This is a genomic window from Methanoculleus sp. UBA413 (assembly GCF_002502935.1).
Lineage (GTDB): Archaea > Halobacteriota > Methanomicrobia > Methanomicrobiales > Methanoculleaceae > Methanoculleus > Methanoculleus bourgensis.
Map to the genome: position 1 here is coordinate 1 of NZ_DAQR01000067.1, position 21,460 is coordinate 21,460.

At 58.5% G+C, this 21,460-nt stretch carries 23 protein-coding genes; 8 read left to right on the forward strand and 15 right to left on the reverse strand.

Annotated features, from left to right (window positions below; all coding sequences use genetic code 11):
* The 4 genes from BP858_RS05200 to BP858_RS05215 all read right to left on the reverse strand — a co-directional run.
* The coding region (locus BP858_RS05200; RefSeq protein ID WP_286879022.1) for a hypothetical protein at positions 1–2,810 on the reverse strand (2,810 nt) is incomplete at its 3' end.
* Positions 2,807–3,430 carry a hypothetical protein gene (locus tag BP858_RS05205; protein ID WP_250317136.1) on the reverse strand — a complete coding sequence of 208 codons (624 nt, stop codon included), beginning with the start codon at positions 3,428–3,430 and terminating at the stop codon, positions 2,807–2,809. The genes BP858_RS05200 and BP858_RS05205, both read right to left, overlap by 4 nt.
* A 715-nt stretch (positions 3,431–4,145) precedes the next feature.
* Positions 4,146–4,637 (reverse strand): hypothetical protein, encoded by a 492-nt coding sequence (locus tag BP858_RS05210; protein WP_281767474.1) that lies wholly within the window; start codon positions 4,635–4,637, stop codon positions 4,146–4,148.
* 90 nt (positions 4,638–4,727) lie between these two features.
* Positions 4,728–5,009 carry a hypothetical protein gene (locus tag BP858_RS05215; RefSeq protein WP_145916407.1) on the reverse strand — a complete coding sequence of 94 codons (282 nt, stop codon included), beginning with the start codon at positions 5,007–5,009 and terminating at the stop codon, positions 4,728–4,730.
* 175 nt (positions 5,010–5,184) lie between these two features.
* Here BP858_RS05215 and BP858_RS05220 point away from each other — a divergent pair, with 175 nt between their 5' ends.
* Positions 5,185–5,673, forward strand: coding sequence for a PRC-barrel domain-containing protein (locus BP858_RS05220; RefSeq protein ID WP_286879023.1), 489 nt, complete (start codon positions 5,185–5,187; stop codon positions 5,671–5,673).
* A gap of 509 nt (positions 5,674–6,182) precedes the next feature.
* On the opposite strand, the gene BP858_RS05225 is transcribed toward BP858_RS05220, so the two are convergent.
* From BP858_RS05225 to BP858_RS05240, 4 genes are read right to left on the reverse strand one after another with little or no spacing between them, the layout of a single operon-like run.
* Positions 6,183–7,343 (reverse strand): aconitase X catalytic domain-containing protein, encoded by a 1,161-nt coding sequence (locus tag BP858_RS05225; RefSeq protein ID WP_286879024.1) that lies wholly within the window; start codon positions 7,341–7,343, stop codon positions 6,183–6,185.
* A gap of 4 nt (positions 7,344–7,347) precedes the next feature.
* Entirely contained in the window at positions 7,348–8,589 is a 1,242-nt protein-coding gene (locus BP858_RS05230) for a UbiD family decarboxylase (protein ID WP_286879025.1), read from the reverse strand.
* Positions 8,590–8,592: 3 nt separating this feature from the next.
* The gene (locus BP858_RS05235; protein ID WP_074175815.1) at positions 8,593–9,138 is read right to left on the reverse strand and encodes a UbiX family flavin prenyltransferase; all 546 of its coding nucleotides are present in this window, start codon (positions 9,136–9,138) and stop codon (positions 8,593–8,595) included.
* A 2-nt stretch (positions 9,139–9,140) separates the two neighbouring features.
* Entirely contained in the window at positions 9,141–10,349 is a 1,209-nt protein-coding gene (locus BP858_RS05240) for an HD domain-containing protein (RefSeq protein ID WP_286879026.1), read from the reverse strand.
* Positions 10,350–10,445: 96 nt separating this feature from the next.
* Between BP858_RS05240 and BP858_RS05245 the strand changes: the two genes are divergently transcribed.
* Both BP858_RS05245 and BP858_RS05250 read left to right on the forward strand, forming a co-directional pair.
* Positions 10,446–10,652, forward strand: coding sequence for a hypothetical protein (locus BP858_RS05245; protein WP_074175814.1), 207 nt, complete (start codon positions 10,446–10,448; stop codon positions 10,650–10,652).
* A 207-nt stretch (positions 10,653–10,859) separates the two neighbouring features.
* Entirely contained in the window at positions 10,860–12,506 is a 1,647-nt protein-coding gene (locus tag BP858_RS05250) for a restriction endonuclease (RefSeq protein WP_286879027.1), read from the forward strand.
* Positions 12,507–12,541: 35 nt separating this feature from the next.
* On the opposite strand, the gene BP858_RS05255 is transcribed toward BP858_RS05250, so the two are convergent.
* Positions 12,542–12,691 (reverse strand): hypothetical protein, encoded by a 150-nt coding sequence (locus BP858_RS05255; protein ID WP_286879028.1) that lies wholly within the window; start codon positions 12,689–12,691, stop codon positions 12,542–12,544.
* A 707-nt stretch (positions 12,692–13,398) separates the two neighbouring features.
* Between BP858_RS05255 and BP858_RS05260 the strand changes: the two genes are divergently transcribed.
* Positions 13,399–14,115, forward strand: coding sequence for a hypothetical protein (locus tag BP858_RS05260; protein WP_286879029.1), 717 nt, complete (start codon positions 13,399–13,401; stop codon positions 14,113–14,115).
* Between the two features lie 254 nt (positions 14,116–14,369).
* Positions 14,370–14,675, forward strand: a complete 306-nt coding sequence (locus BP858_RS05265; RefSeq protein WP_286879031.1) for a hypothetical protein — start codon at positions 14,370–14,372, stop codon at positions 14,673–14,675.
* Here the strand turns inward: BP858_RS05265 and BP858_RS05270 are convergent.
* Complete coding sequence (locus BP858_RS05270; RefSeq protein WP_286879033.1) at positions 14,672–15,790, reverse strand: hypothetical protein; 1,119 nt, start codon at positions 15,788–15,790, stop codon at positions 14,672–14,674. The genes BP858_RS05265 and BP858_RS05270 overlap by 4 nt on opposite strands.
* Before the next feature lie 328 nt (positions 15,791–16,118).
* Between BP858_RS05270 and BP858_RS05275 the strand changes: the two genes are divergently transcribed.
* On the forward strand, positions 16,119–17,024 hold the full coding sequence (locus BP858_RS05275; protein WP_062263550.1) for a 2-phospho-L-lactate transferase CofD family protein: 906 nt from the start codon (positions 16,119–16,121) through the stop codon (positions 17,022–17,024).
* A gap of 72 nt (positions 17,025–17,096) precedes the next feature.
* Positions 17,097–18,002, forward strand: a complete 906-nt coding sequence (gene cofD / locus BP858_RS05280) for a 2-phospho-L-lactate transferase (RefSeq protein ID WP_286879035.1) — start codon at positions 17,097–17,099, stop codon at positions 18,000–18,002.
* Positions 18,003–18,245: 243 nt separating this feature from the next.
* Here the strand turns inward: cofD and nifU are convergent, their stop codons facing one another.
* Genes nifU through BP858_RS05305 form a run of 5 tightly spaced genes read right to left on the reverse strand, consistent with a single transcriptional unit; the run spans position 18,246 to position 20,673 of the window.
* Positions 18,246–18,635, reverse strand: a complete 390-nt coding sequence (nifU, locus tag BP858_RS05285; RefSeq protein ID WP_062263553.1) for a Fe-S cluster assembly scaffold protein NifU — start codon at positions 18,633–18,635, stop codon at positions 18,246–18,248.
* 11 nt (positions 18,636–18,646) lie between these two features.
* Positions 18,647–19,801: a cysteine desulfurase family protein gene (locus tag BP858_RS05290; RefSeq protein ID WP_062263556.1), complete on the reverse strand. Its 1,155-nt coding sequence runs from the start codon at positions 19,799–19,801 to the stop codon at positions 18,647–18,649.
* Positions 19,802–19,810: 9 nt separating this feature from the next.
* A complete protein-coding gene (locus BP858_RS05295; protein ID WP_062263559.1) occupies positions 19,811–20,170 on the reverse strand; it encodes a DsrE family protein in 360 nt (119 codons plus the stop codon).
* 5 nt (positions 20,171–20,175) lie between these two features.
* A complete protein-coding gene (locus BP858_RS05300) occupies positions 20,176–20,430 on the reverse strand; it encodes a sulfurtransferase TusA family protein (protein WP_062263561.1) in 255 nt (84 codons plus the stop codon).
* Positions 20,431–20,673, reverse strand: a complete 243-nt coding sequence (locus BP858_RS05305) for a sulfurtransferase TusA family protein (RefSeq protein ID WP_062263564.1) — start codon at positions 20,671–20,673, stop codon at positions 20,431–20,433. It lies immediately after the preceding gene.
* A 232-nt stretch (positions 20,674–20,905) separates the two neighbouring features.
* Between BP858_RS05305 and BP858_RS05310 the strand changes: the two genes are divergently transcribed.
* Positions 20,906–21,049, forward strand: coding sequence for a hypothetical protein (locus BP858_RS05310; RefSeq protein WP_157203665.1), 144 nt, complete (start codon positions 20,906–20,908; stop codon positions 21,047–21,049).
* Positions 21,050–21,460: the final 411 nt, after the last annotated feature.

Here is a 21,460-nt window from a genome sequence, read left to right on the forward strand (position 1 = left end):
TCCTCGAGCATCTTGACCGCCGACGAGTCCAGGAGCTTGGAGATGCTCGAACTCGGGTCGTTGAGTTTGCCCTTGAGGAACTCGCCGAACTTGTTCGAGAAGAACTCGAGCGAGATGTCGGAGAACGACGAGATGATCGCGTTGTACAGGCTGCGTTTGCCGTTCTCGTCCAGGTCGAAGGTGTAGTGGCGCACCAGGTTGAAGACGCAGAGCCCCGCGATCACCTGGGCGAGCTTCTTCGGGTTCGCCTTCCCGAGATCCTCAAAGCACGACTTGGTGTAGTTCTCGATCATCTCGGAGATGTGCACACCGACCTTGATCTCGTCCCAGTTCACCCCGTTGCCCATGAAGAGGTCGGCCGAGAGCTCGCCGATCAACTCGACGGTGAGCTCCTTTGTCGGGGTGATGATCGCCTCTCCCGCAGGCCCCGTGTAGATGGTCATGAGGTACGAGAACGCCTGGTCGCCGAACCACTTCACGATGGAGAGATAGTTGATCCAGCTGTCCATGGTGTCGGCGGTCTCCATGAAGTCCGCCGACTCCTGGGTGTAATACACGATCGAGTCGTAGACGATCTTCTTGCTGAGCAGGCGTATCTCTGCAGCGGAGAGTTCGTGTACGTTCTCCCGCAGGAACCGGGCGGTATCGGGATTGATGCCGAACTTCCGGATCCTCTCCTTTAAGTTGGCGAGTTCGGTCTCGCGGTCCTTGCGCACCCCGAGTTTATCGCCGATGAGGCGGATGGGGAGATCGAGTTCGTAGGTCTCGTCGCCGTACTCGCAGGTGATCGGGAGTTCCAGGAAGTACGGGTTCTTCTCGTCCTCACCGATCTGCCGGGCGGGGACGAACTTGTAGGCCTTGTTGGTGTTGTCCGGCTTCTTCTCGATGGTATACTTGAACCTCGAGGCAAGTACCTCCGTCCTCGGGTCGGTTCCTTTCAGCTCGCCGAACTCGGGCGTATACTCCGTCCCGTCCAGGAGTTTCACCACTTCCTTCCCGTTCTCGGTCACCCTGACGGCGAGGTTCACGATAAACCCAGTCGCTGCAACGTCGTCCTCTTCCGTGTCAAGATCGTCGTAGGCCGCAAACTGGGCGTGCCTCTCCTTGTCGTAGACGACGTCGGTGACGCTGATGCCCTCGGGGTAGAAGATCACCGTGAACGCTTCTTCAACGACCTCGTCATCCTCGCAGGTGGCGATGACCCTGGCACCGTATCTCGTCACCGGCACTCCCTTCTCGGGCAGCGGGCTCGTGTTGACGATCTTTGCGATGTAGTGCGTATCGTCGATCTTCTCTAGGGAGCTCGTGAACGGCGCTTCGTCGGTCTGAGTGATCCTGACCTCCTTTGGCGGCTCTATGAAGTCGACGAGTTCGACCTCGACGTCGTAGGTCTTGCCGTCGCCGTAGAGGACGTTTAAGCGCAGGTCCATGGCCTCCCCCTGCTCGGGGAACGTGACTCTCGGCTCGCCGATGATCCGGAAGTGGATGTTGTTCGTGAACGACCCGCCCTTTCCTTCGTAGGCCACCTTGACGATGCCATCCTCCGCGAGTTCGTTCTCGTCCGCAGATACGAACGCTCCCATGTAACTGCCGGCGAGCGTCTGGTCCTCGACCCGGAGCCCGCCGCCGGAGGTTATCGAGAGCGTTGCGGTGAGGTCGTCTCTCTCAATCGTCTCGCCTTCCGCGGTGATCTCGACCATCTGGGCGTAGAGTGTCTCGGGGCTCTTCCCGCAGACGATGTAATCGCCGAAGTCTTTGCGGATTCTCATCCTGTAAGTGCTGGTACGCTCCGTCTCGCTGCCGCCTTTGCCGCCGCCGGCCGCCGCTGCAGCGCCCGCAACCGCGGCTCCTGCAGAGAAGATCCCGGTCACAACCGCAAGCGGTATGCCGTAATCGCTCTCGCCGGCACCCCCGCCCGGAGTATCGATGGAGAAGATGCCGCCGCCGTAGCCGCCGAAGACCTCGTCATAGGTTCCGACGATGAGTTTTGCTTTTGCGTTCGCCGCATCGGCGATCACCGAGTCCACGACCTTGTTCGCTTCCTGGTACGCCTTCTTCATCTCGGTTCGTGCCACACCCACCTGGCTCTCCGAGGGATACGGATCATACGTCAAACTCCTGCCATTGTCATGCTTGAGGCCGACATGGCCTCGTATCTTGAAGTAAGCAAGCCCCGAGCCCGCCGGGTAGAAGTCCTCACGGATCACGTAGTAGGTGAACGTGTTCTCCAGGTGATTATCCGCGACGTTGCCGCCGGCCGCCCAGTTGAGGTCGTCCGTCAACTCGCGCACACCGACGACGCGGTGTCCGTTTATGGTTGTATCCACGTACTCGATCGTTGCGCTGGAAGTCTCAACCGATTTTTCCAGAACGGTCTTTACGTAGGCGGCATACTCACCCACCGTCTTGTACTTCTGGTTGATACCAAACTCGGTGAACATGTAGCGGCCGGCGGTGACTTTTCCTGTAAGCTGTCTGGTTTCGCTGCCTGTGGTGCCCTGGTAGGTGTAACTATAAACCTCCGTGGGAATCTCGGTTAAGACAAGCCGTTCTGCCTCGGGATCTACCTTCCCGAGGTTGCCGATGATCAGCAGCGTGTTTTCGGTTGCAAGAAGGTTGTCCGTCCCTTTCTTGTAGACGCCGATCGGCATCTCGACGACGAATTCGTCGCCTTCCATGCTGTGGACGTATTTGCTCGCCAGTTTGTAGTCGTAGTTGTTGGTATCAGTGAGCGAGTAGCTCGCAGCCGCAGTTCCGGTAAGGAAGAAGACTGCAAGGATTACGACCAGCAGTTTCGCTGTCAACCTCATGCCGGGACACCTCCTGCTTTCCTCTCAACGGCAAGCATGAGAACAACACCGGCCACCAGGAGGATGAATCCAACAGTGTAGCAGATGTATCCTCCAAACACGGAGAGGACGACGCCGAGAGCAAACCCTCCCGCCCATCCTGCCATCACCTTTGTAAGCAGTCCGGAGTCGACGCTGCCGTCTCTCGCAAAGACTGAGGCAAAGACCTGCCTCGCGCAGCCCGACCGGTTTGCCAGCGCACGGGCCGCGATGATGAACGCCACGACTCCTACCATGCAGTTCAGGATCGTCGATGTTCCTGCAAGGAAGTTGTAGACGAAGAGGGCCGCCCCGCCGCCGATAAGAAGGGGGGATATCGACGCGAGATCCCATGTATTCCCGGAAAATTGTGCAAAAAGAGAACGGATGCTTGAGACGATACTATCACCGGAGATTCCCCCGACGATGAGCAGCGTCACGAAGTAGGCGATCAGGCCTTTTCCGATAAGACCGCCGATAAATCCGGGCACACCCCCGGTCAGTCCTCCCTGCGCAAAGGTCAGGAAGGAGAGGGACTGCACGGGAGGAGGATTGAACCCCACGGCCGGAAGTATGGAGAGAACCAGCCAGACAAGAGCCATGGTTCCTGCGGCTATCAGCAGTTTTCGGTCGTGCAAACTGCTTTTGAACCCCTCGATCCTCTTTCGCGCGCACGCTTTCACAACCCCGGCCGGAGAATGGGTTACCCTTCTCTTTGGTGCATCATCCGCCGCATCGGATACGGATAACTCACCTGAGAGGATACATTCGCCCGCCTCCACTGTTGCGCAGGAATCCCCGTCCTGAGAATAGCTGCCGCCATCCGCACCCGTACGCGAAGTAGACGCCGATTGTTCACGCATCTCGTTGACACCCGCTGAAACACTGGCTGATGCAGAATTGACCATCCCGGCCGCCTTATCGGCGGCAACAGATGCGGCATCTCTGCATTTACCCAGAATTTCGTTTAGTTTGTCGGTCTCGGTCATTGTGGTTCACCACCAGGGAAATAAGATTTCTCTATCAAACCGGAACATGCATTAACTAGGATTAACGATTTTTCCAAAATGAAATAATTATGTGATTTACGTAATCCTATTTATTATATACTAAATGCGACGTCTACGTTGAGGTCGGCCGGGTATTCCGCAACGACTGCAGCGCCCGGCAGGTGAGAAAAATTTTATTTTCTGGACAAAGAGTGGAAAAAATTTCTCACTCGATGATGGGCCTCAGTTTGGCCTCCCGGGACAGACCGCCGGGCCATGCCTCTGCAGATGATCGCAGGTATCTCAGACTTCGATGATCCTGCAGAACTCAGGCCCGCCTCCCCCTCGCCGCCCGCTCCGTCAGCCAGACATAGAACTTCCGGTGCCAGAACGGCACATCCACCGGCCGGGCGAGCGATTGCCAGGCCGTCCACATGAGCCGCTCGGAGATGCTCTGCCACTCGCCCGCCAACCGGGCCATGTCGTCCGCCGGCTGCCCGATCGCGTGCAGGATCTCGTGCCAGATGCGGAGGATGATCGCCTCGTCATCCCTGTCCTCGCGCGTGACCCGGACGCTCGCCCGCATATCCATCCCGCCCCCGAGTGCCCGGGCAGGGATCGCGTCGTCAAAGACGTAGACCGTCCCTGCCGGCACCGGGAAGGGAAAGCCCTTCCACATCGGATCCTTCTGGTCGAAGTAGCGGACCTCCGGCGCGCCCGTCTGGACCGTGAACTCGAAGAACGGCGGGATGAGCTGGAGGTGCGGCTCAAGCCTCTGCCGCAACGCTTCGGTCTTGAAGTAGAGGTCGAAGTGAGGCATCGGAGCCCCGGTGGTGGGCAGTAGAGAAAAACCTTCGGTTGTAGCGGGCCGGCGCCTCGCCTCTCGTAAGGTGGTCCAGGGTGCCTGCGCCTACTCCCGCGGTGCCTCTTCCGGGAACGCCTCCCGCCGCTTCTCGATCCAGGCCCGGGTCCAGACCCTCAGGTCATCGATGGTCGCGGACCCCTGCGCGGCACGCATCGCCTGCAGGTGGTCCTCAAGCTCATCGGCCAGCCCAAAGATCAACGCTTCGGATGCTTCCTGCGACGGAGGTTCTTCCGCCTGCAGGCAGGCGCTACCCAGGTCGAGGAAGTGCTTCAGCTCGCCCGTCGCCTCGAGGACCGCGGTGAGATCCAGCCTGACAGTACGCCCCATAAGAGTGGGATAGACCCCCTGGTAGATAACTCCATCCATTTGTTCCCCGGGGCTCCGTCCGCCGCCTCCCGGTCCACCCGTTGCGACCCGAACCCTGCCGACTCCAGGACAATCATTAAGTAGTCATGGTACTCTCTGCCCCCCGGGGCACACCCCAAAGCGATAGATACTGGAGATGAGCAGGATGCCAGAAGGAAGATCAGAGGTCATTATGGAGCACAGGACACGGACCACCGGCGAGGAGTGGTTCATGTCGGCGGATGATGCCCTGGATAAGAAAGTGGTCAACCCTGAGGGGGACGACATTGGAGAGATCTCGGATGTGCGGCTCGCGTTCCCGGTGGGTCGGGTGGAGTATATGGTGCTCAAGTACGGGGGCGTGCTCGGCATGGGAGCAAAGAGGTTTGCCATCCCTCCTGAGGCGCTTGCCTACCACCCGGGGAACGATGTCTTCGTTGTAAACATCGACAAGCGGCGGCTGGACGAAGCGTCCGGCTTCTCCGAGGATAACTGGCCCCGGGAAGCAGACTGGGACCTGATCCGGTCAGGCCGGCCCACGACGGAACCGCCGAGCAGGGAAGAGGCGGAGGCTGTGGCGCGAAAGACCCCGCCGCCGGAGGTCGTGACGACTGAGCGGGTTGAGACGCGGGAGCGGCCCCGGTAACGGGACCGGTTCTCCATGCTCCGGCGGGGTACCCCGCCCCAATCCACGCCACCCCCGCGCCGCAAGCCGCGGGCCCGGCGGTTGTCCGGGTCCGATCGTTGTGCGTCGCCGGTGTCGCACCACCGTTTTTGTGGGACATGGAATGCGTTTTGTGGCCCACAAAATTTGTTGTGGGTCATGGGCGTCGCACAACCGCCATCCTGGTTATAGTTTGTAGGTATTCTGGTACCAACAAAATCTGTTGTGGATATTGGATCGGGGTTTGGATATACACAAACTGGTTTAGTGGTACCAGAATACTCACAACCGGGTGATCTCAGGGACGACCTGCTTCATCTCGTTGTAGAGGGAGATGATGCCAAGCGCCCTCCTGCCGTTCTCATCCGCCTGTTCGCAAACAGCCTGCAAGAAGAATGCGATCCAGCCGTCCCAGTCCCCATCGCTTCCCCTCCGCTACCTTCGCAAGCCCCCGCCTGATGAGTGACCGACAGGGGTGGAGGAGCCCCCCCTCACCCCGTCGCGACCTCGACGCACTCCTTCCTTGTCCCGATCCTGGCAAGCGCCCCGCACATCCCCGGAACGTAGGCAAGCGCCTTCCCCGAGTCCACCATGATCGAGTCAAACTCGTCCATCCGTGGCGAGACGACCATGCAGGTGTCCGTGATCACCCGGGCGCCGCTCCGCTCGATCGCGGCCACGTGGTCCGGGTTCTTCTTCGCAACCCCCGCTGCCGCGAAGATGTAGAAGGGTTTTGTCGTCGTCTTCCCCTTGAGGAGACCTGCGAGTTCCTCAAGTTCGGCGCTCGAACAGTGGGGGCAGCCCACCGCGACCGCCTCGACCTCAGTCTCCGCAAAGAGAGCCTCGACCTCGTCCTGGGTCACCGTCACCCGCTCAAGGTCGTCGGTCTTAAACGAGAAGACCCTGGCCTCGGGGGTGATCTTATCGACGTGGAAGAGCGCAACCGCGCCGGTCGCCGCCATCGCGGCCCCGAGCGCCTTGAGCTGGTCGCGGTTCGGCCGGATCCCTTCAAAGATCGGGATCCGGTTCCCCACCTTCTTCCCGGCGACATGCCCGATCGCCCCCCAGTGGTCGGCCCGCGGGCCTGTGCCCTCCTCGACCTCGACGACGACCTGCGGCCGCCGGTTCGCGACGATATGCAGCCCGTAGTAGGGGGTCTTTCCGATGATCGCCGCCGCAAGCGCGCTTGGCCCCCCCTCCCGGTTCGTCCGGGCACCGAGGACCGAGTTTGCGTAGGCGACCGCTGAGGACTCGGACCAGGCCAGGTGCTCCCCGTACTCTGTAATATTGAGGTAGTAGGGGGTGCAGGTGCATTCGAGTTTGATCCCGAGCTTCCGGTAGGCCTCGACGACCAGGGCCTGGTTGCGGGAAAACTCCTCCTTGATCCCGAACTCCCGCCAGCCCTCCTGCGGCATCCCGATCGGATTTAAGACCGTCGGGACCGCCACCCGGGCATCGAGGCTCTGCAGCCAGGCAAGCCCCCACTTCCCGATGGTCTTGTAGGACGCACCGCTCACCTGGGCGCTCGTGATCGGGATCAGTTTCTCGGCCTCGTAGACCTCCCCGAGCGCGACCAGGATCTCCATCATCTTCTGCGCCGTCTCGCCGAACTCGCCGGCGAGCACCTTCTCGTCACTCGTATCCAGGTACATGAACTTACAGCCACTCCGCTCTCTTAAATTCGTCCTCCCTCCCCATAACGATCGTGGCATCGACCCCGACCTTCACGTTCGTCCCGTCAGCAAGCCGCATCGGGTCAAGCGACGACCCCCGTACCCCGGGGATGACCATGATGTCGGTATCGCCCCGAACCCTTGTCGCGATCGCGTACTCGACGTCGTAGGGATCGTAGATATCGATATCCTCGTCCACCACCACGACGTGCTTGAGGGAGGTATGGGCCGCAAACGCCGCCATGATGGCGTTCCTGGCATCCCCCTGGGTGTTCTTGCGGATCTGCACCACCGCGTGGAGGTAGCCGGCGCCGCCCTTCGTGAGGAGGACGTTTCTGACCCCGGTCACCTCACCGACCGCGCGGTAGATCTTCGGCTCATACGGGGCGCCCATCAGGAGTTTGTGCTCATCGCCGGCAGGGAGGATGCCGTGGTAGATGGGGTCTTCCTTGCAGTACATACGGGTAAACTCGATCACCGGCTGCTGGCGCACGGGGTCGTAGGTCCCGGTGATATCGACGAACGGTCCTTCGCTCGCCGTCTCCGCCCCGATGTAGCCTTCGAGCACGATCTCGGCGTCAGGGACCCGGACGCCGTTCTCGCAGGTCCTGACAGTGAGTTCCCCGCCCATCAGTTCGGCCGCGTAGGCAAGTTCTTTCCCCTGCGGGACGCGGGTGCAGGTCGCAAACGTCACGAGCGGGTGGGTCCCGACCGTGACCGCGACCGGGAGCCGCTCCCCCCGGGCAAGCGCTGCTTTGAGCAGCGTATGGGTGTGCCGCCCCTCCACCAGGCGGGCCACCACCCGGTGGTCGTCGAGGACCATCATCCGGTGGATGGAGGCGTTCTCGACGCCGTCAAAGCACGAGAAGACCACTCCTGCCGTGAAGTAACGGCCCGCGTCCCCCGGGTAGTGCTTCATGACCGGGATGCGGGAGAGGTCGGCGGGGACGCCGCTCTCGCACTGCCCGGCATCTCTCACGCGGCCGTTGTAGGTCGCGGCCGCCAGGTGGGGAACAAGGTCGCGCTCCCCGACGCCGAGCGCCGCTGCAAGCGCCCTGCGGTCGCCGAGCAGGTTCATCACCGCCCGGTGACCGTCGAGGTCGTGGAAGAAGAGGATCTTCTCGGTCCGGCTCGCCATACGGGGAGCCTCATAGACGGTCGAGCGGGGCTCTTCGATATCCTCGACCCTGCCCTGCTCCCGCATCGTCGCTATAAAATCACGCAAATCTTATCCACTCCATCGTGATCCCAGGGTATGGTCGACCCCCAGGTGGTCGAGCACCCGCGCCACCACCATATCGACGAGGTCGTCGATCGTCTCCGGGTGCTGGTAGAAGGGCGGGCTTGCGACCATCACGGTCGCGCCCGCCTCGTCGGCGGCAAGCATGTTCTTTAAGTGAATCCGGGAGAGCGGCATCTCCCGGATCAGGAGGAGGAGCGGCCGCTTCTCCTTGAGGCAGACGTCTGCCGACCGGGCGATCAGGTTATCGGCAAACCCGTTGCTGACCGCCGCAAGCGTCTTCATGCTGCAGGGCACGATCGCCATCGCGTCGTAGCGAAACGAACCGCTCGCGATATCGGCAGCGAGGTTGCTGTTCTCGGCGTAGACGGCGTCAAACCCCTCAAGGTCCACGCCCTCGATCCCGGCGATCTGCCGGGCGACGTCCGATATTACGATATGCACCCGTGCCCGGTCACAGAGCACCTCAAGCAGGCGGCGGGCGTAGATGACTCCGCTTGCCCCCGTGACCCCGACGACAAATTCCTTCTTCATGGCTACGTCACTACGAGTTTATCCTGTTTTGTCGCCCGCTTCACCCGGAGGACCTCGTTCGCCGCCTGCTCCACTGCCTGGCGGTTCCCTCTGGTGGTGTAGACCCCAAGGCGCCACTGCTGCCGCCGGGTGTCGTTGAGGGTGTTGATGAGGGGCGAGACCTCCTCGATATCCACCATTGTGTGGCTGTTCCTGACCTGGACCTCCATCGAGAGATCGGTCGGGAGCGGGGGGATGTCGACGAGAACCTCCTCTTCCGGGATCCCCGCGGTCTCAGCGATGGCGATGGCCAGGTCCCGTTCCCGGGCCGGCCCAAGGTCCTGCTGGAGGGCGGCGGCGTTCACCCGGTCCCCGCCGACGTAGAGCGCCCGCTTGTAGAGGTCGCGGATGTAGACCCGGCAGGCGAGGTCGCGGGTGATCGGGTGGGCCGAGTGTTTCAGCCGCTCCATGCAGGCGGCGTCGTCCATCCGCACGAGTTCCTGCGCATCCGCGCCCGGGACGTTCAGCACCTCTTCCCTGAGCGCGTGGACGAACATGCTTGTCGCGATCCTGCTCACGTGGTGGAAGTAGATCGCCGGGCGCATCAGGGTCCGGGCGATGAGGAGCGACTCGGCGGCGTTGATACCGCCTTCGTGCAGCGCGATCCCGGATCCGGCGAGGACCGAGCACCTGATGAGCCGGTGTGCGTCGACCGTCCCGTAGGGGACGCCGGTGTAGTGGGCGTCCCGCATCAGGTAGTCCATCCGGTCGACGTCCAGGCTCCCGTGGATGATGCTCGCGAGGCGGTGGTCGCCTGAGACAATGGCGCTGACCTCGGCCGGGTCGAGCCCCTCATCCTCGAGGATCCCGGCGATCGCTCCTTCCCCGACGATCCCCTCGATCTGGTGATGGCTCCGCCCGGCAAACTCCTTCATCACCGGTTCGGTGACGTGGGAGAAGGGGCCGTGGCCGATGTCGTGGAGGAGGGCGGCCGTGGTGACGACCCTCGTCTCGCCGGCGTCAAGCCCGAGTTTGCTGCACATGATTCCAGCCAGGTGCATCGTCCCGAGCGAGTGCTCGAACCGGGTATGGTTTGCGCCGGGGTAGACCAGGTTTGCAAACCCAAGCTGGGTTATGTGGCGGAGCCGCTGGACCTCCCCGGAGTCGAGCAGCCTGAGCACGAGTTCGTCGGCCTCGACGTAGCCGTGGACTGGGTCTTTGATGATCTTCATCAGTTCTGTTAAGATTCTTGGGAGATAACTGATAAAGGTATTTGAAAGCGCGCTGACTGCAAGATAATCTTCTCTTGCACGGATCCCCGTTCTTCTATGGGGCCTGTAGCTCTCATGCGCCGGTTCGGGACGTTCCAACAGCGAAAGACCGAGAAAATCAATGTTCGGGTAGATGAATCTACGCGTGCAGCCCCGGAATCGATCAAAATTGCCTACGGGTTCTCCAGCGATGTCAATGCAATACGTGGGTTAATCACCATCGCAAAGAACCGGGGGAGGCTCACTACCGAAGTTGAAGGGTGAGTGATCGATAAGGCAATACCCATTCTCGAAAGCAGGGTGATGGAGTTTTTCAGATCGGAGCAGTTCAAAGAATTAGTTATACAAATGGTCCTTGAAGAGCTCCCCTCAGAACAGGGTTAATTTGCCTTTCTTTTCGAAATTAAGGTCCCTCAGATCATTTCGTTACCTTAAAGGAGATGTATAGGAAGTCAGATCATGTGAATAACTATGCCCAAGTTCTGTCCTGAGTGCGGGACGCCGTTACAGCACATCAATGCAAAGTTTTGCCCTGAATGCGGCACCGGACTAACACAGGGAACGCCAGTGCCCAATGCTGCTGTCGAGACCCGGACCCCACCCCCTGCGAACGATGACTGGTCGAAGCCTATCGACTGGTCGGAAGAGGAATACCCGGAAGAGGGCGCCACGCAGCCGTCTGTGAACGTCTACGAACTCGGGACGAAGCTGGAAGAGATCGTCGATTCAATTTACCAGGCGGAGGGCTATAAGACTGAGCGGCGGGTCAGGATGCCCGGACAGGGTGGCTATACAAATGAGATCGATGTCATTGCCAGGAGGAGGAATGAGCAGGTTGCCATCGAGTGCAAGAATTTTACATCTGCAGTCGGCATCAAAGAAATCCGGGATTTCTCCAAGAAACTTGATGACCTCGGTCTGGGCTGGCGCGGTGTCTTCGTCGCTTACAACGACTTCACGCTCGACGCTCAGAACTTCGCAGAGAGCAGGAACATCGAGACCCTCGGTCACCAAGACATCATGGAAAAGTGGTTCGCCGTCTCTGCCGGAAGGGTCAGCCGGCAGGGAGAACGGCTGACGCTCACATCCGCTCTGTCCATCAAGTCCGATTATCTCGCAGTAACGACGTTGCCGCTGCAAAACAAACACTTGGTCGAGGTGAGCAGTGCCCGGCTTACCTTCCATCCCTACGTCAAGGTGCCGTATGCCTTCAAAGCTCAGGTCTACGATCCGACCAAGAAACTCCACAGGTTTTCCGACGACGGGACGGTTGTCATCGACCTGCTCGACGGCAAGGTGCTCAACAGGCAGGCCGAGAAAGGCGGTTCCTTTTTAAACTCGCTGAGTTCCTCGAAACAGAGCGCCGATAATGTTCAAACGCTCAAAACCTTCGATGAAGTGATGAACTCCTCGCCCTCGCCTGAATACTCCATAACTATCGGTTCAGACTATCAGATCACCGAGCTGAAACCCGAAGTAACCAAGCGTGCGGTAGAGAGAGCAGCCATTGAATATATCTCGGCAAGGAATACCCAAGACATGGCGTACACCCCTGCAAAAGGGGATACCGTTCTGGACATCAGACACAGGAAGTTCGTTCCGCGAAGGGGCGATATAAAACTCTTTAAAAGTGAAATAGTCTTCGTTCCAAAATGGACGATCTATTTCAACGCATTCGGCACGATTTACACGAAAGAAGTCTTCGCCCACTCCGGGACTGTCCTTGAGAATACCATCCAGTATTGCCCGCAGCACTTCAAACTCGGTGCCATCAACGTCAAGAAAGAAACCACTGCCGTTTGTGAGGTTTGCGGCAAGGCCTATTGCAGTGAGCACATCTCACAATGTCCTGTCTGCGGAAGGTGGGTCTGTAGCGATCACGCTTCGGTCTGTAGTTCTTGCGGCAAAACGTTCTGCAACGAGCACGCGAGTAAGACCTGTCGGGGGTGCCACCTGCCGCTCTGTTCCGATTGTGAGGTCGAATGCCCAATCTGCCAGAGGCCGTACGGAGTGAACCATGCCTTGATCTGCGATAAATGCGGGGCGGCGGTTTGTCCGAGCTGTATCACGACATCCGGGTTATTGAGGAAGACGAGAACGTGTAAGAATTGCCAATAATTTTTAGACCCGAATTTCAGGGGGAGTATCTAATATTAGAACAGTTTGTCCAACTTCTTTTCAAGAAAACCCTCTATATCTGTCGTATAGGCTAACAGCAGGACTGCACACTTTTTATCGACTGGTTCCCACCATGCGCACCCATCGCGGAGGCATTCTTCTTTGAGGAGGGGGCAGAGCGCCATATTGGGGCGTCAGCTCCTGTAGGTATAAATGTTGCCAAAAAAGATCGCGAGGCTCCGAGGAATTACCCAGCATAATTTTAAATGGAGAGAAGATAATTCCTTTACGCGTGTGGAGTGCCGATGCGCTACCCCACTGTCAGTAATAACAATGGCGATCATCGAGTTCATTTTGGTGATGACAATGGATGTTATGTACGCTAACGTAGTCGATGGAGGCCGCTATTGGCTCTGGGTGGAGGGTTTGGTCGCCTCCTTCACGTCTACGAACTGACATGGATGTAGTTAACCCCACTCCGTGCTGATAGCGGCAATGAGGGTTCAATCCCCTCACTCCACATTTGAAAATACTAAAAGGGTTCAAATTCCGGGGAATCGCTCCTCGAACATCTCTAGATCCACGTTGAAGTTTTAAAATATGTCATTTGGTGGCAGCCTCTGCACGGCAGCGAATCTCGGTTACTCCTGATGCAGATGATCGTTCACCCTGAACACTGCTCTCCAGCTCTCGGTACGCCCAGACCCCGTAGATGGGCACCCCGGCCCGCACCGCAGCGGAGACCGCCGAGAACTAGGTCGGGTTGGGGAGGCAAAACTGCCCAAGGATCATGGTAAAGGGATCTGTAGCACTTCAGACATCTATCTGTTCGATTCGCCTGTGGGATGTTATATATTGACCGATAACTTACTCCATATAAGGAGCGATAGGTATGGATCTAATCGCTGAGGTAATCCCTAATCAATGGGTTACGGGCATAGGAGCAGGTATCATCAGCAGTATAGTTGCTTATTTAATTGCCCAGCGGTATCTGTCATGGGGAGGGAATAAGGAGTACTTACGGAAGGTGGATACAGCCAATAAAGATGTCATTTATGCACTAAGGTCTATCATATCTGACGAGTTTAAGTTTAATGTAACCCCTGAAATGCTATCGTCAATAATCTCGGCGAACTCGGTAAAACATGGCGTTGACCAAAAGGATATGTATTCCCCTGACCAGTTTATTGACGCTTTGGTAAAGGAAGTCATGGATTCTAACTTTTTGTCGGTAAACACGAAGATGAGTTACTGTACCTCCATCATATCGCTGAAGATACCTCTTACACCAGAACTAGAAGAACTTTCAACAATAGCACCCTCTATCAAACTTTCCCAACAGAGTCAACTGATAAAACTTTCGAGTTTACTGATCGCATCAATGGCAGGATTGTTAACGTTACTATGTACCTTCCTAACGCTTGGAAGGGATTTCATGCCGGTAAGTTCCGAGTTAGCACTTATAATGGTGCCTACCGTTGTGCTAATGGTTCTAATGTTGGGACTAACCGCATTTCAAAAAGCGGCCCGGGAACTTAGAAAGAATCAGGCGAGTGACGATCTTGGAGAGGACCGTTCTGGGAATAAAAGGCCCGGGCAAGTATTTTAACATAAAGAACCTTAGGAAACATGATAAAATTGCTATCTTTTTTCCCGTAAAATTTCTTATAATGGTTATCACCAAGAAGCGTTGTGAGCTTGGCCAAGAAGACTGCCCGAGGGCGTGACAATTGGTTGGATGGCAATTACTGTGCCTAGGGCAAAGATCTGGATCTTCGGATGGCAAGCACTGTCGGTAATAATCGGAAGATCGAAATAATAGTTGCATTCATACATCCTCTATAATTCCGGAGAGAGCTCACTATGGCAGTTCAAAAGGTCCAGATCATCAAGAGGAAGATTGATGCTGATAGGCTGAACAGCAATTATTACAATCAGATTAAAAGCAGCATCAAGCGGAACGTCAACGATAACGCAGAGATCCTGATGATCGAGTTCATCCCCAAGAAGCCGATAGAGAATAAAGCGGTTGTAAAGACGTTACTCCACCTTCAGCGTGAGTTCACTGACATCCTCATAACTCCCAAGAATACGATATCTTTTGAGGAGGGAGAGATTGAGAAGCTCACCGACAGATTCAAAGCCAGTATGATTATGGTGGGGACTTAATCCCCGTTTCTTCTGTTCGCTAACGCCTGGGCGAATGCCTTGGAAGCAAGGTACTCAGACGATTCATTGTTGACGATCTTCCGCTTGAACGCCTTTGCTTCCTTGAGGTGGGACAGAACCTCGTGAGAGATTGTATTTTGGTATGTGGTATCGGCCTTTGACACAATGCTTTTCAGGGTATTTCTTCCACACACGGGGCACGAGCAGAGATGTGAAAGTGAGAAGCCAGACCCGTGCTCTGCGATCATGCTCTCGTACCGTGTCGTGCTGTAGTCCTGTGCGCTAAAATATTTTGTACCTGGAGCGGACTCAAGCACCTCCCTTTCAGTCATGTTTTCCCGCTGAATAGCAAACCGTCGAGATGTACCCGGGTGAGCCACCTGACTGCTCACTGTATCCACGCCGAATGAGTTCACGAGAACTCCGAGCGTTCCAGCACCCCTCACTTGTCGATAAGACCTAGGGGTCCCAAAGCCGTGAACCCACACATCATCGAGGGGCTTGAGTTCCTCTTCTATCGCATAGAGGAGAGGGAAGTTATTTCTTCGTAGGTTCACTCCGATACAGTCGACCTGACCAAGTTGTGACTTCAATGTATACACATCGGTAGGCTCGCAAGCAATTCCCATGAGCGGTGCATCGATCTCCTTCCCGGATCTCCATTCTGCTGCTTTCTCTACTGCCATCCGATAATTCCAACCCTTCCGTCCCAGGTTTGGGATCTCGATGATATTTGTACCGATTTGTGCTTGGAGAGTTAACAGTAGTTTCAGGGTTGTTGCGTCAAGGTCTGTCACAGTCTTATCAAAGTCAAAGTGCACCATTTTTAGTGGGACATCTAAAACTTTCAGTCTCCCTTGAACGTACGACTTGTATTTGTTAAATGCATCTCCACCGCTCTTAATCTCGTGGATTTTCTCTGCGTCTAACCACTGCACATGAACACCGATGTCCACATCGCTGTAGTTCTTTCTCTCTACGTATTCTGAATGTTGTAGATTGAAGAATTCATTCCGCGTAGGAATGTAGTTGGGCGTTGGAATACTAATGCTCTCAATTTCGAGTGTTCCCTCTCTACCCTTGCTATCAAGGGTCTCCACGGAAAAGGAGCTCATGGTAAGGAGCTTTCCTGAAACAAGATAAATGTATCGGCCAAATTGTGAAAATGAGTTTCTCCAGATGGGATTGAGACTATTGCTGCTCCCTCGGCTCCTGGTGCATCAAGACCCTGAAGACGGCCTCCTCCCCACCCAACACCGCAACGCAGACCGCCGAGAGCCATGTCGGGTCGGGGAGGCAGTATAGCCCGATGGCGATTACGATCACCGGAGGGGCTGAGTCCGGGGATGAGGAGGGAGAGCCGGATTCTCGTAGAGGGCCAGGACGCCGCGGATGATGAAACAGTTAACCCCCTGGACACCCCACATACAACGACATTCAACCATGATCACCTTCCTCTCGGGCGGCACCGGGACCCTCGCGCTCATCAGGGGCTCCCGGCAGATCCTCCACGACAGCGATATCGCCGTGGTCGCGAGCACCGCCGGGGACTCCTGGGTCTCGGGGAGCCACTCCGCGCCTGATATCGATGCCGCCATCTTCCTCTTCGCAGGCATCCTTGATACCGGCCGGTGGTGGGGGATCAGGGGGGACACCTACGCCACCCACAACTACCTCCCGAAGGTTGCGGGGGGCGAACCCTTCCCCGTCGGGGACCGTGCCCGGGCCGTGCAGATCGCGAGGGCAAACCTCCTCCGGCGGGGACTTTCCCTGACGGAGGCGGTGCAGGCGCAGTGCCGGGCGCTCAGCATCGGGGCGACCGTCCTCCCGGTGACCGACACTGAGGCCGGGGTGCTCGTCGATACCGGGACCGAACGCCTGCCGCTCTTTGAGTACTGGACGAGCGCCGCGGCCGATACCGAGGTGCGGGAACTCATCCCGGCCGCCCGGGAGCCGCCGGTGACAGATGCGGTCCGGGCGGTGATCGAGGCGAGCGACGCCGTGATCATCGGGCCTGACAACCCTGCCCGGGGCATCCTCTCCATCCTCGACTGCGCCGGCATGCGTGACCTCCTCAGCGACCGGTTCGTGGTCGCGGTCTCGCCGTTCAGCGGCGACGCCGCGCCTGACCCGAAGGATGCCGCGCTCATGTATGCCGTCGACGAGAAACCGACATCACGCGGGGTCTTCCGGCTCTACGGGGACGTCGTCGACGTCTTTGTCCAGGACCTCCACGACCCCGACGAGATCCAGGGATCGCTCCGCCTAGAGACCCACCTCCTGCACGACCGGCAGGCAGAATCGCTCGCCTGGGACATCATGGCGGTCATACGCCACGCGGTTTCATAAGATGAGACGGTCCCGACCCCAGTCCCGATTGGCAAAATTCATATATGGATGTGCTTGATACGCTAAATATTCATGATCACCTTCCTCTCGGGCGGCACCGGCACGCCCAAACTCCTCCGCGGCATGCTGGACCTGCTGGAGGAACGGGACATCGCGGTCATCGTCAACACGGCTGAGGACATCTGGCTCTCCGGCAACCACCTCTCTCCTGACGTTGACACGGTCATGTACCTCGTTGCAGGGGTCCTCAATACCGACCGGTGGTGGGGGATACGCGATGACACCTACATCACCCACGACCTCCTGGCAAGGCTCGGTATCGAGGAGTTCATCGCTGTCGGGGACCGGGACCGGGCGGTGCACGTCGCGAGAGGAGAGATGCTCAGGGGCGGGATGCGGCTCACCGAGGCGACGAAGGCGCTCTGCGAGAGACTGGGTGTCAGGGCGACCGTCCTCCCGATGACAGACTCTCCGGTGACGACCTACGTTAAGACGCGCCAAGGCGAGATGCACTTCCAGGAGTACTGGGTGAAGCACCGGGGCGCTCTCGCGATCGAGGGCGTGGTCCGGCGCTCCCGGGAACCGCCGGTTGCGACGCCGGAGGTGATCGCGGCCATCGAGGCGAGCGATGCCGTGGTGATCGGGCCGAGCAACCCGGTCACGAGCATATCGCCGATCCTCGAGTGTGCCGGGGTGCGGGAGGCGCTCCGCCGGCACAGGCGCGTCATCGCAGTCAGCCCCTTCATCGGCGATGCGCCGGTCAGCGGCCCGGCGGCTGCCCTGATGCGGGCCTCCGGGAGAGAGCCCTCATCGGTCGGGACCTACGGTCTCTACGAGGATTTTGTGGATGTCTTCATCCAGGATACCAGGGACCCGGTCGAGATCGAGGGAGCGCTCCGCCTGGATACCCTCATGGTCTACCGGGGGAAGAGCCTGGATCTCGCAAAAAGTATTGTGACGCTGATCTACGGCTACTGAGTGTATCGGGCCGGTGTTGGGGGAGGGGTCGCTGATACCCGCGTGAGGCCGGATCGTTACCCCCACTGAAAAACTCACGCGCGAAGCTCTGACGCCCGTGGGATTGTTACGCCCTCCTTCGCGATCTTCGCGGCTTCGCGTGAGGTTTTGGTATAGAGAGGTGCTACAGTCTCGCGCGTGCTTCCGCGTGAGGTGGCGATCTGCACCGGGGCCCACATGATAAGGTGAACTGCCCCGGTACCGTCACGCCTTCTTTTCTTTCTCCTGGTAATCCCGTATCGCCGCGTGGAGCGCGTCCGCCGCGAGGTTTGAGCAGTGCATCTTCCGGGGCGGCAGCCCCTCGAGTTCGGTCGCCACGTCGTCACGGGTGATCTGCAGCGCCTCCTCAAGCGTCTTTCCCTTGGCAAGGTCGGTCACCATGCTGCTTGTCGCGATCGCCGACCCGCACCCGAACGTCCGGAACCTGATATCCTCGATGACGTTCTCCCTGACCCTGATGAAGATCTCCATGAGGTCTCCGCAGACGGGGTTGCCGACTTTGCCGTAACCGTCCGGATTCTCGATCACCCCGACGTTGTGCGGGTTCATGAAGTGCTCCATCACTTTCTGGCTGTATCCGATCTGGTCTGCCATTGGTCTTCTACCTACAGTGGTGTAATAGCACGCAGGCGCTTAACTGTTTCTCTGGCAGCGTTGACGACCCGGGGCACCTGGTCCAGGGTGTTCCCGCGTCCGAGTGTCGCGACCATCGACCCGTGCGCCTCGTCATGGGCGAGCCCGATGGCGAGGAGGACGTGGGAAGCCTCGAGCGTCATGGATGTGCACGCCGACCCGGTGGCGACGGCGATCCCGAGCATGTTCATGGCAAGCTGGATGCTCTCGCCCTCGATCCGGGGGAAGCGGAAACTGGCGTGGTGCGGGAGCCGTTCTCTCGGGTGGCCGGTCAGGTAGGTATCCTCTATTCCGGTGATCCCGGTGATGAGCCGGTCCCTGATCGCAGAAAGCCTTCTCATCTCCTCCGGCATCTCCTTCCCTGCGAGCCGGGCCGCCTCTCCCATGCAGGCGATCCCGACGACGTTCTCGGTCCCCGGCCGGAGACCGCGTTCCTGGCCGCCCCCGACGAGGACCGGCTGGACCCGAACGCCGGGCCGGATGTAGAGCGCCCCGGTCCCCGTCGGCCCCCCGAGCTGGTTCGAGGAGAGGGTGAGGAGGTCGATGCCGTCACGCTCCACGTCGATTGGTATCCTCCCCGCGGCGTCGGTGGCATCCACATGGAGGTACCCTCCCCGGTCATGGACGATCTCCGCCACTTCCCGGATAGGCTCAATCGTCCCGATCTCGTTGTTCGCGTAGTGGACCGATGTGACAACGGTCCGGGGCGTGACCGCCGCACCCAGGGCGTCGAGGTCGAGTACGCCATAGTGGTCGACCGGGACCTGCGTGAGCGTAAACCCGCCCTTCTGGAGGTCTTTTGCCGGGTTCAGGACTGAGATGTGCTCTATGGCACTCACAACGACTCTCTTTTCCTTCCCGGCGTTGCGGAGCGCGGTGCCCCGGATGGCGATGTTGTTCGACTCGGTCGCTCCACTGGTGAATATGATCGAGGGGGGGTCTTTAGCGCCGACGAGCGCCGCGACCTTCTCCCGTGCCCCGGCAACGGCCGCCTGCGCCTGGAGCCCTTCCTGGTAGATCGTCGAGGGGTTCCCGGCGAACTCCTCCAGGAACTGCCTGCCGAACCTGATGACCCCCGGGTGGACCGGCATCGCCGCCGCGTGGTCGAGATAGATCCGCTCCTCCATGGGTCACCCCTAGAGCGTGATGACCGCGTCGGCGTCGAGGGCGAGGTCGTTTAGGGTGATGGCGCCCACGATCTTTCCCTCTTCGATGAAGTCGCCCCGTGCCATACCGAAGAGCTGGGTGCTCTGCTCGCAGATGTAGATCTTCACCCCCGCTGCGATCGCCTGGTTCATGATCTCCGAGACCTTCGGGAAGTTCCCAACCTTGATCTCCTCAGCGGCCCCTTTCTTGACGACCGTCACCCCCTTGATCATGAAGAAGATATCGACATCCATATCCATCGCGCGTGCCGTCATCCCCAGGATAAACGGTGCATACAGCCGTTCCGGGGTATCTGTGCCGCTGGTCTGGATGTAGAGCATCCGTGCCATATGCTTCACGTTCCGGGTTCTGCCGCTTTTACCGCCGCTTCCTTGCGCATGATGAGGGTGGTCACGCCCGAGACGACGTGCTCTTCCTCGATCATGTGCCCGTTCTCGCCGGCCCAGACCCTGACCGTCTCTGCAAGGGCCGGATCATCGGTCATCACCTGCATGACCTGCCCCTTCTCGAGTACCTTCATCTCCACATCGATCGTCAGCATGGGCGACTGGCATGCGCCGATGCAGTTTACAACCCTGTCTGCGTACATTCACTTCACCTTCCTGATGTAGAACCTCATGATCCCGTCATCCTTCTCGAACTTCACGATCTCCTGCCCCATCCGGTTCGCCCAGCGCCTGATATCTTCCTCTGCGGCAGGGTCGTCGGCTTCGACCATGAGCACCTCGCCGATATCGAGTTTCCCGATAGCCTCTTTTGTCATCGTGATCGGCATGGGGCAATAGAGCCCGATACAGTCCACGACCGCCGTGGGTTTCATCTCCGGTTCCATCTCTCCATCTCCTGCCGGCGTGGGCGTGCGTGGGAATCCGGGTGCCGTGACGCGTCGATGGCATACTCCCGGTCGCACCGGATCATGCCCCATACCATATAAGCGTTGCTCACAGGGCACCCTGGGTGTGGTACGGCAATGGACGGCTCTGAGGGCTTCAGAAGAAGAACAGGAGAATTATACCGCATCTCTTGATACTCGCTATTCGTCAGAATCGATTGAGGGTGGAACGATGGGGATACTGGACCGGTTTAGTATGCGCAGGCAGGAGGCAGCGGCCGCACCGCCGGATGCGGAAGAGGGTGCCGGGATAGCGGGACTTGCGGAGGCGCTTGAGACGATAAAGGCCCGGGGCGCCCTCGTCCGATGGGCGTGATACACCTCAAGCGCCTCCTCCGGGTACCCTCCCCCGGTGCGCTCCACCCCTCCCCGGCGGGGTGGCGCCACCCTGCCATGAACTTCCGGATAATTTTTGATATCGCCGAAGATAGCAACGATCCCGGTTCAGGGCGTTCTCCCGGGGCAGGCCTGCAGGACCCTGTCCGGTGCCGGGAATCGGAGCGTACCCCAAAACCCCTCATTTGTTAGGTTGTTTTCAAAATTATCTATTTTTCTCAGAACTATAGCAAAATCGGGTGAAAAATTATCTCCATTCTTAAATTGTGGTTGTTATAACCGAAAATTTTAAAAAACACAAACGATAAGAATGATCCTTAATGTTCGTTCCGACCAAGTGTTTCTTTACAAAGGGTGTGGGCATCCACAAAGACAAACTGGCATCGTTTGA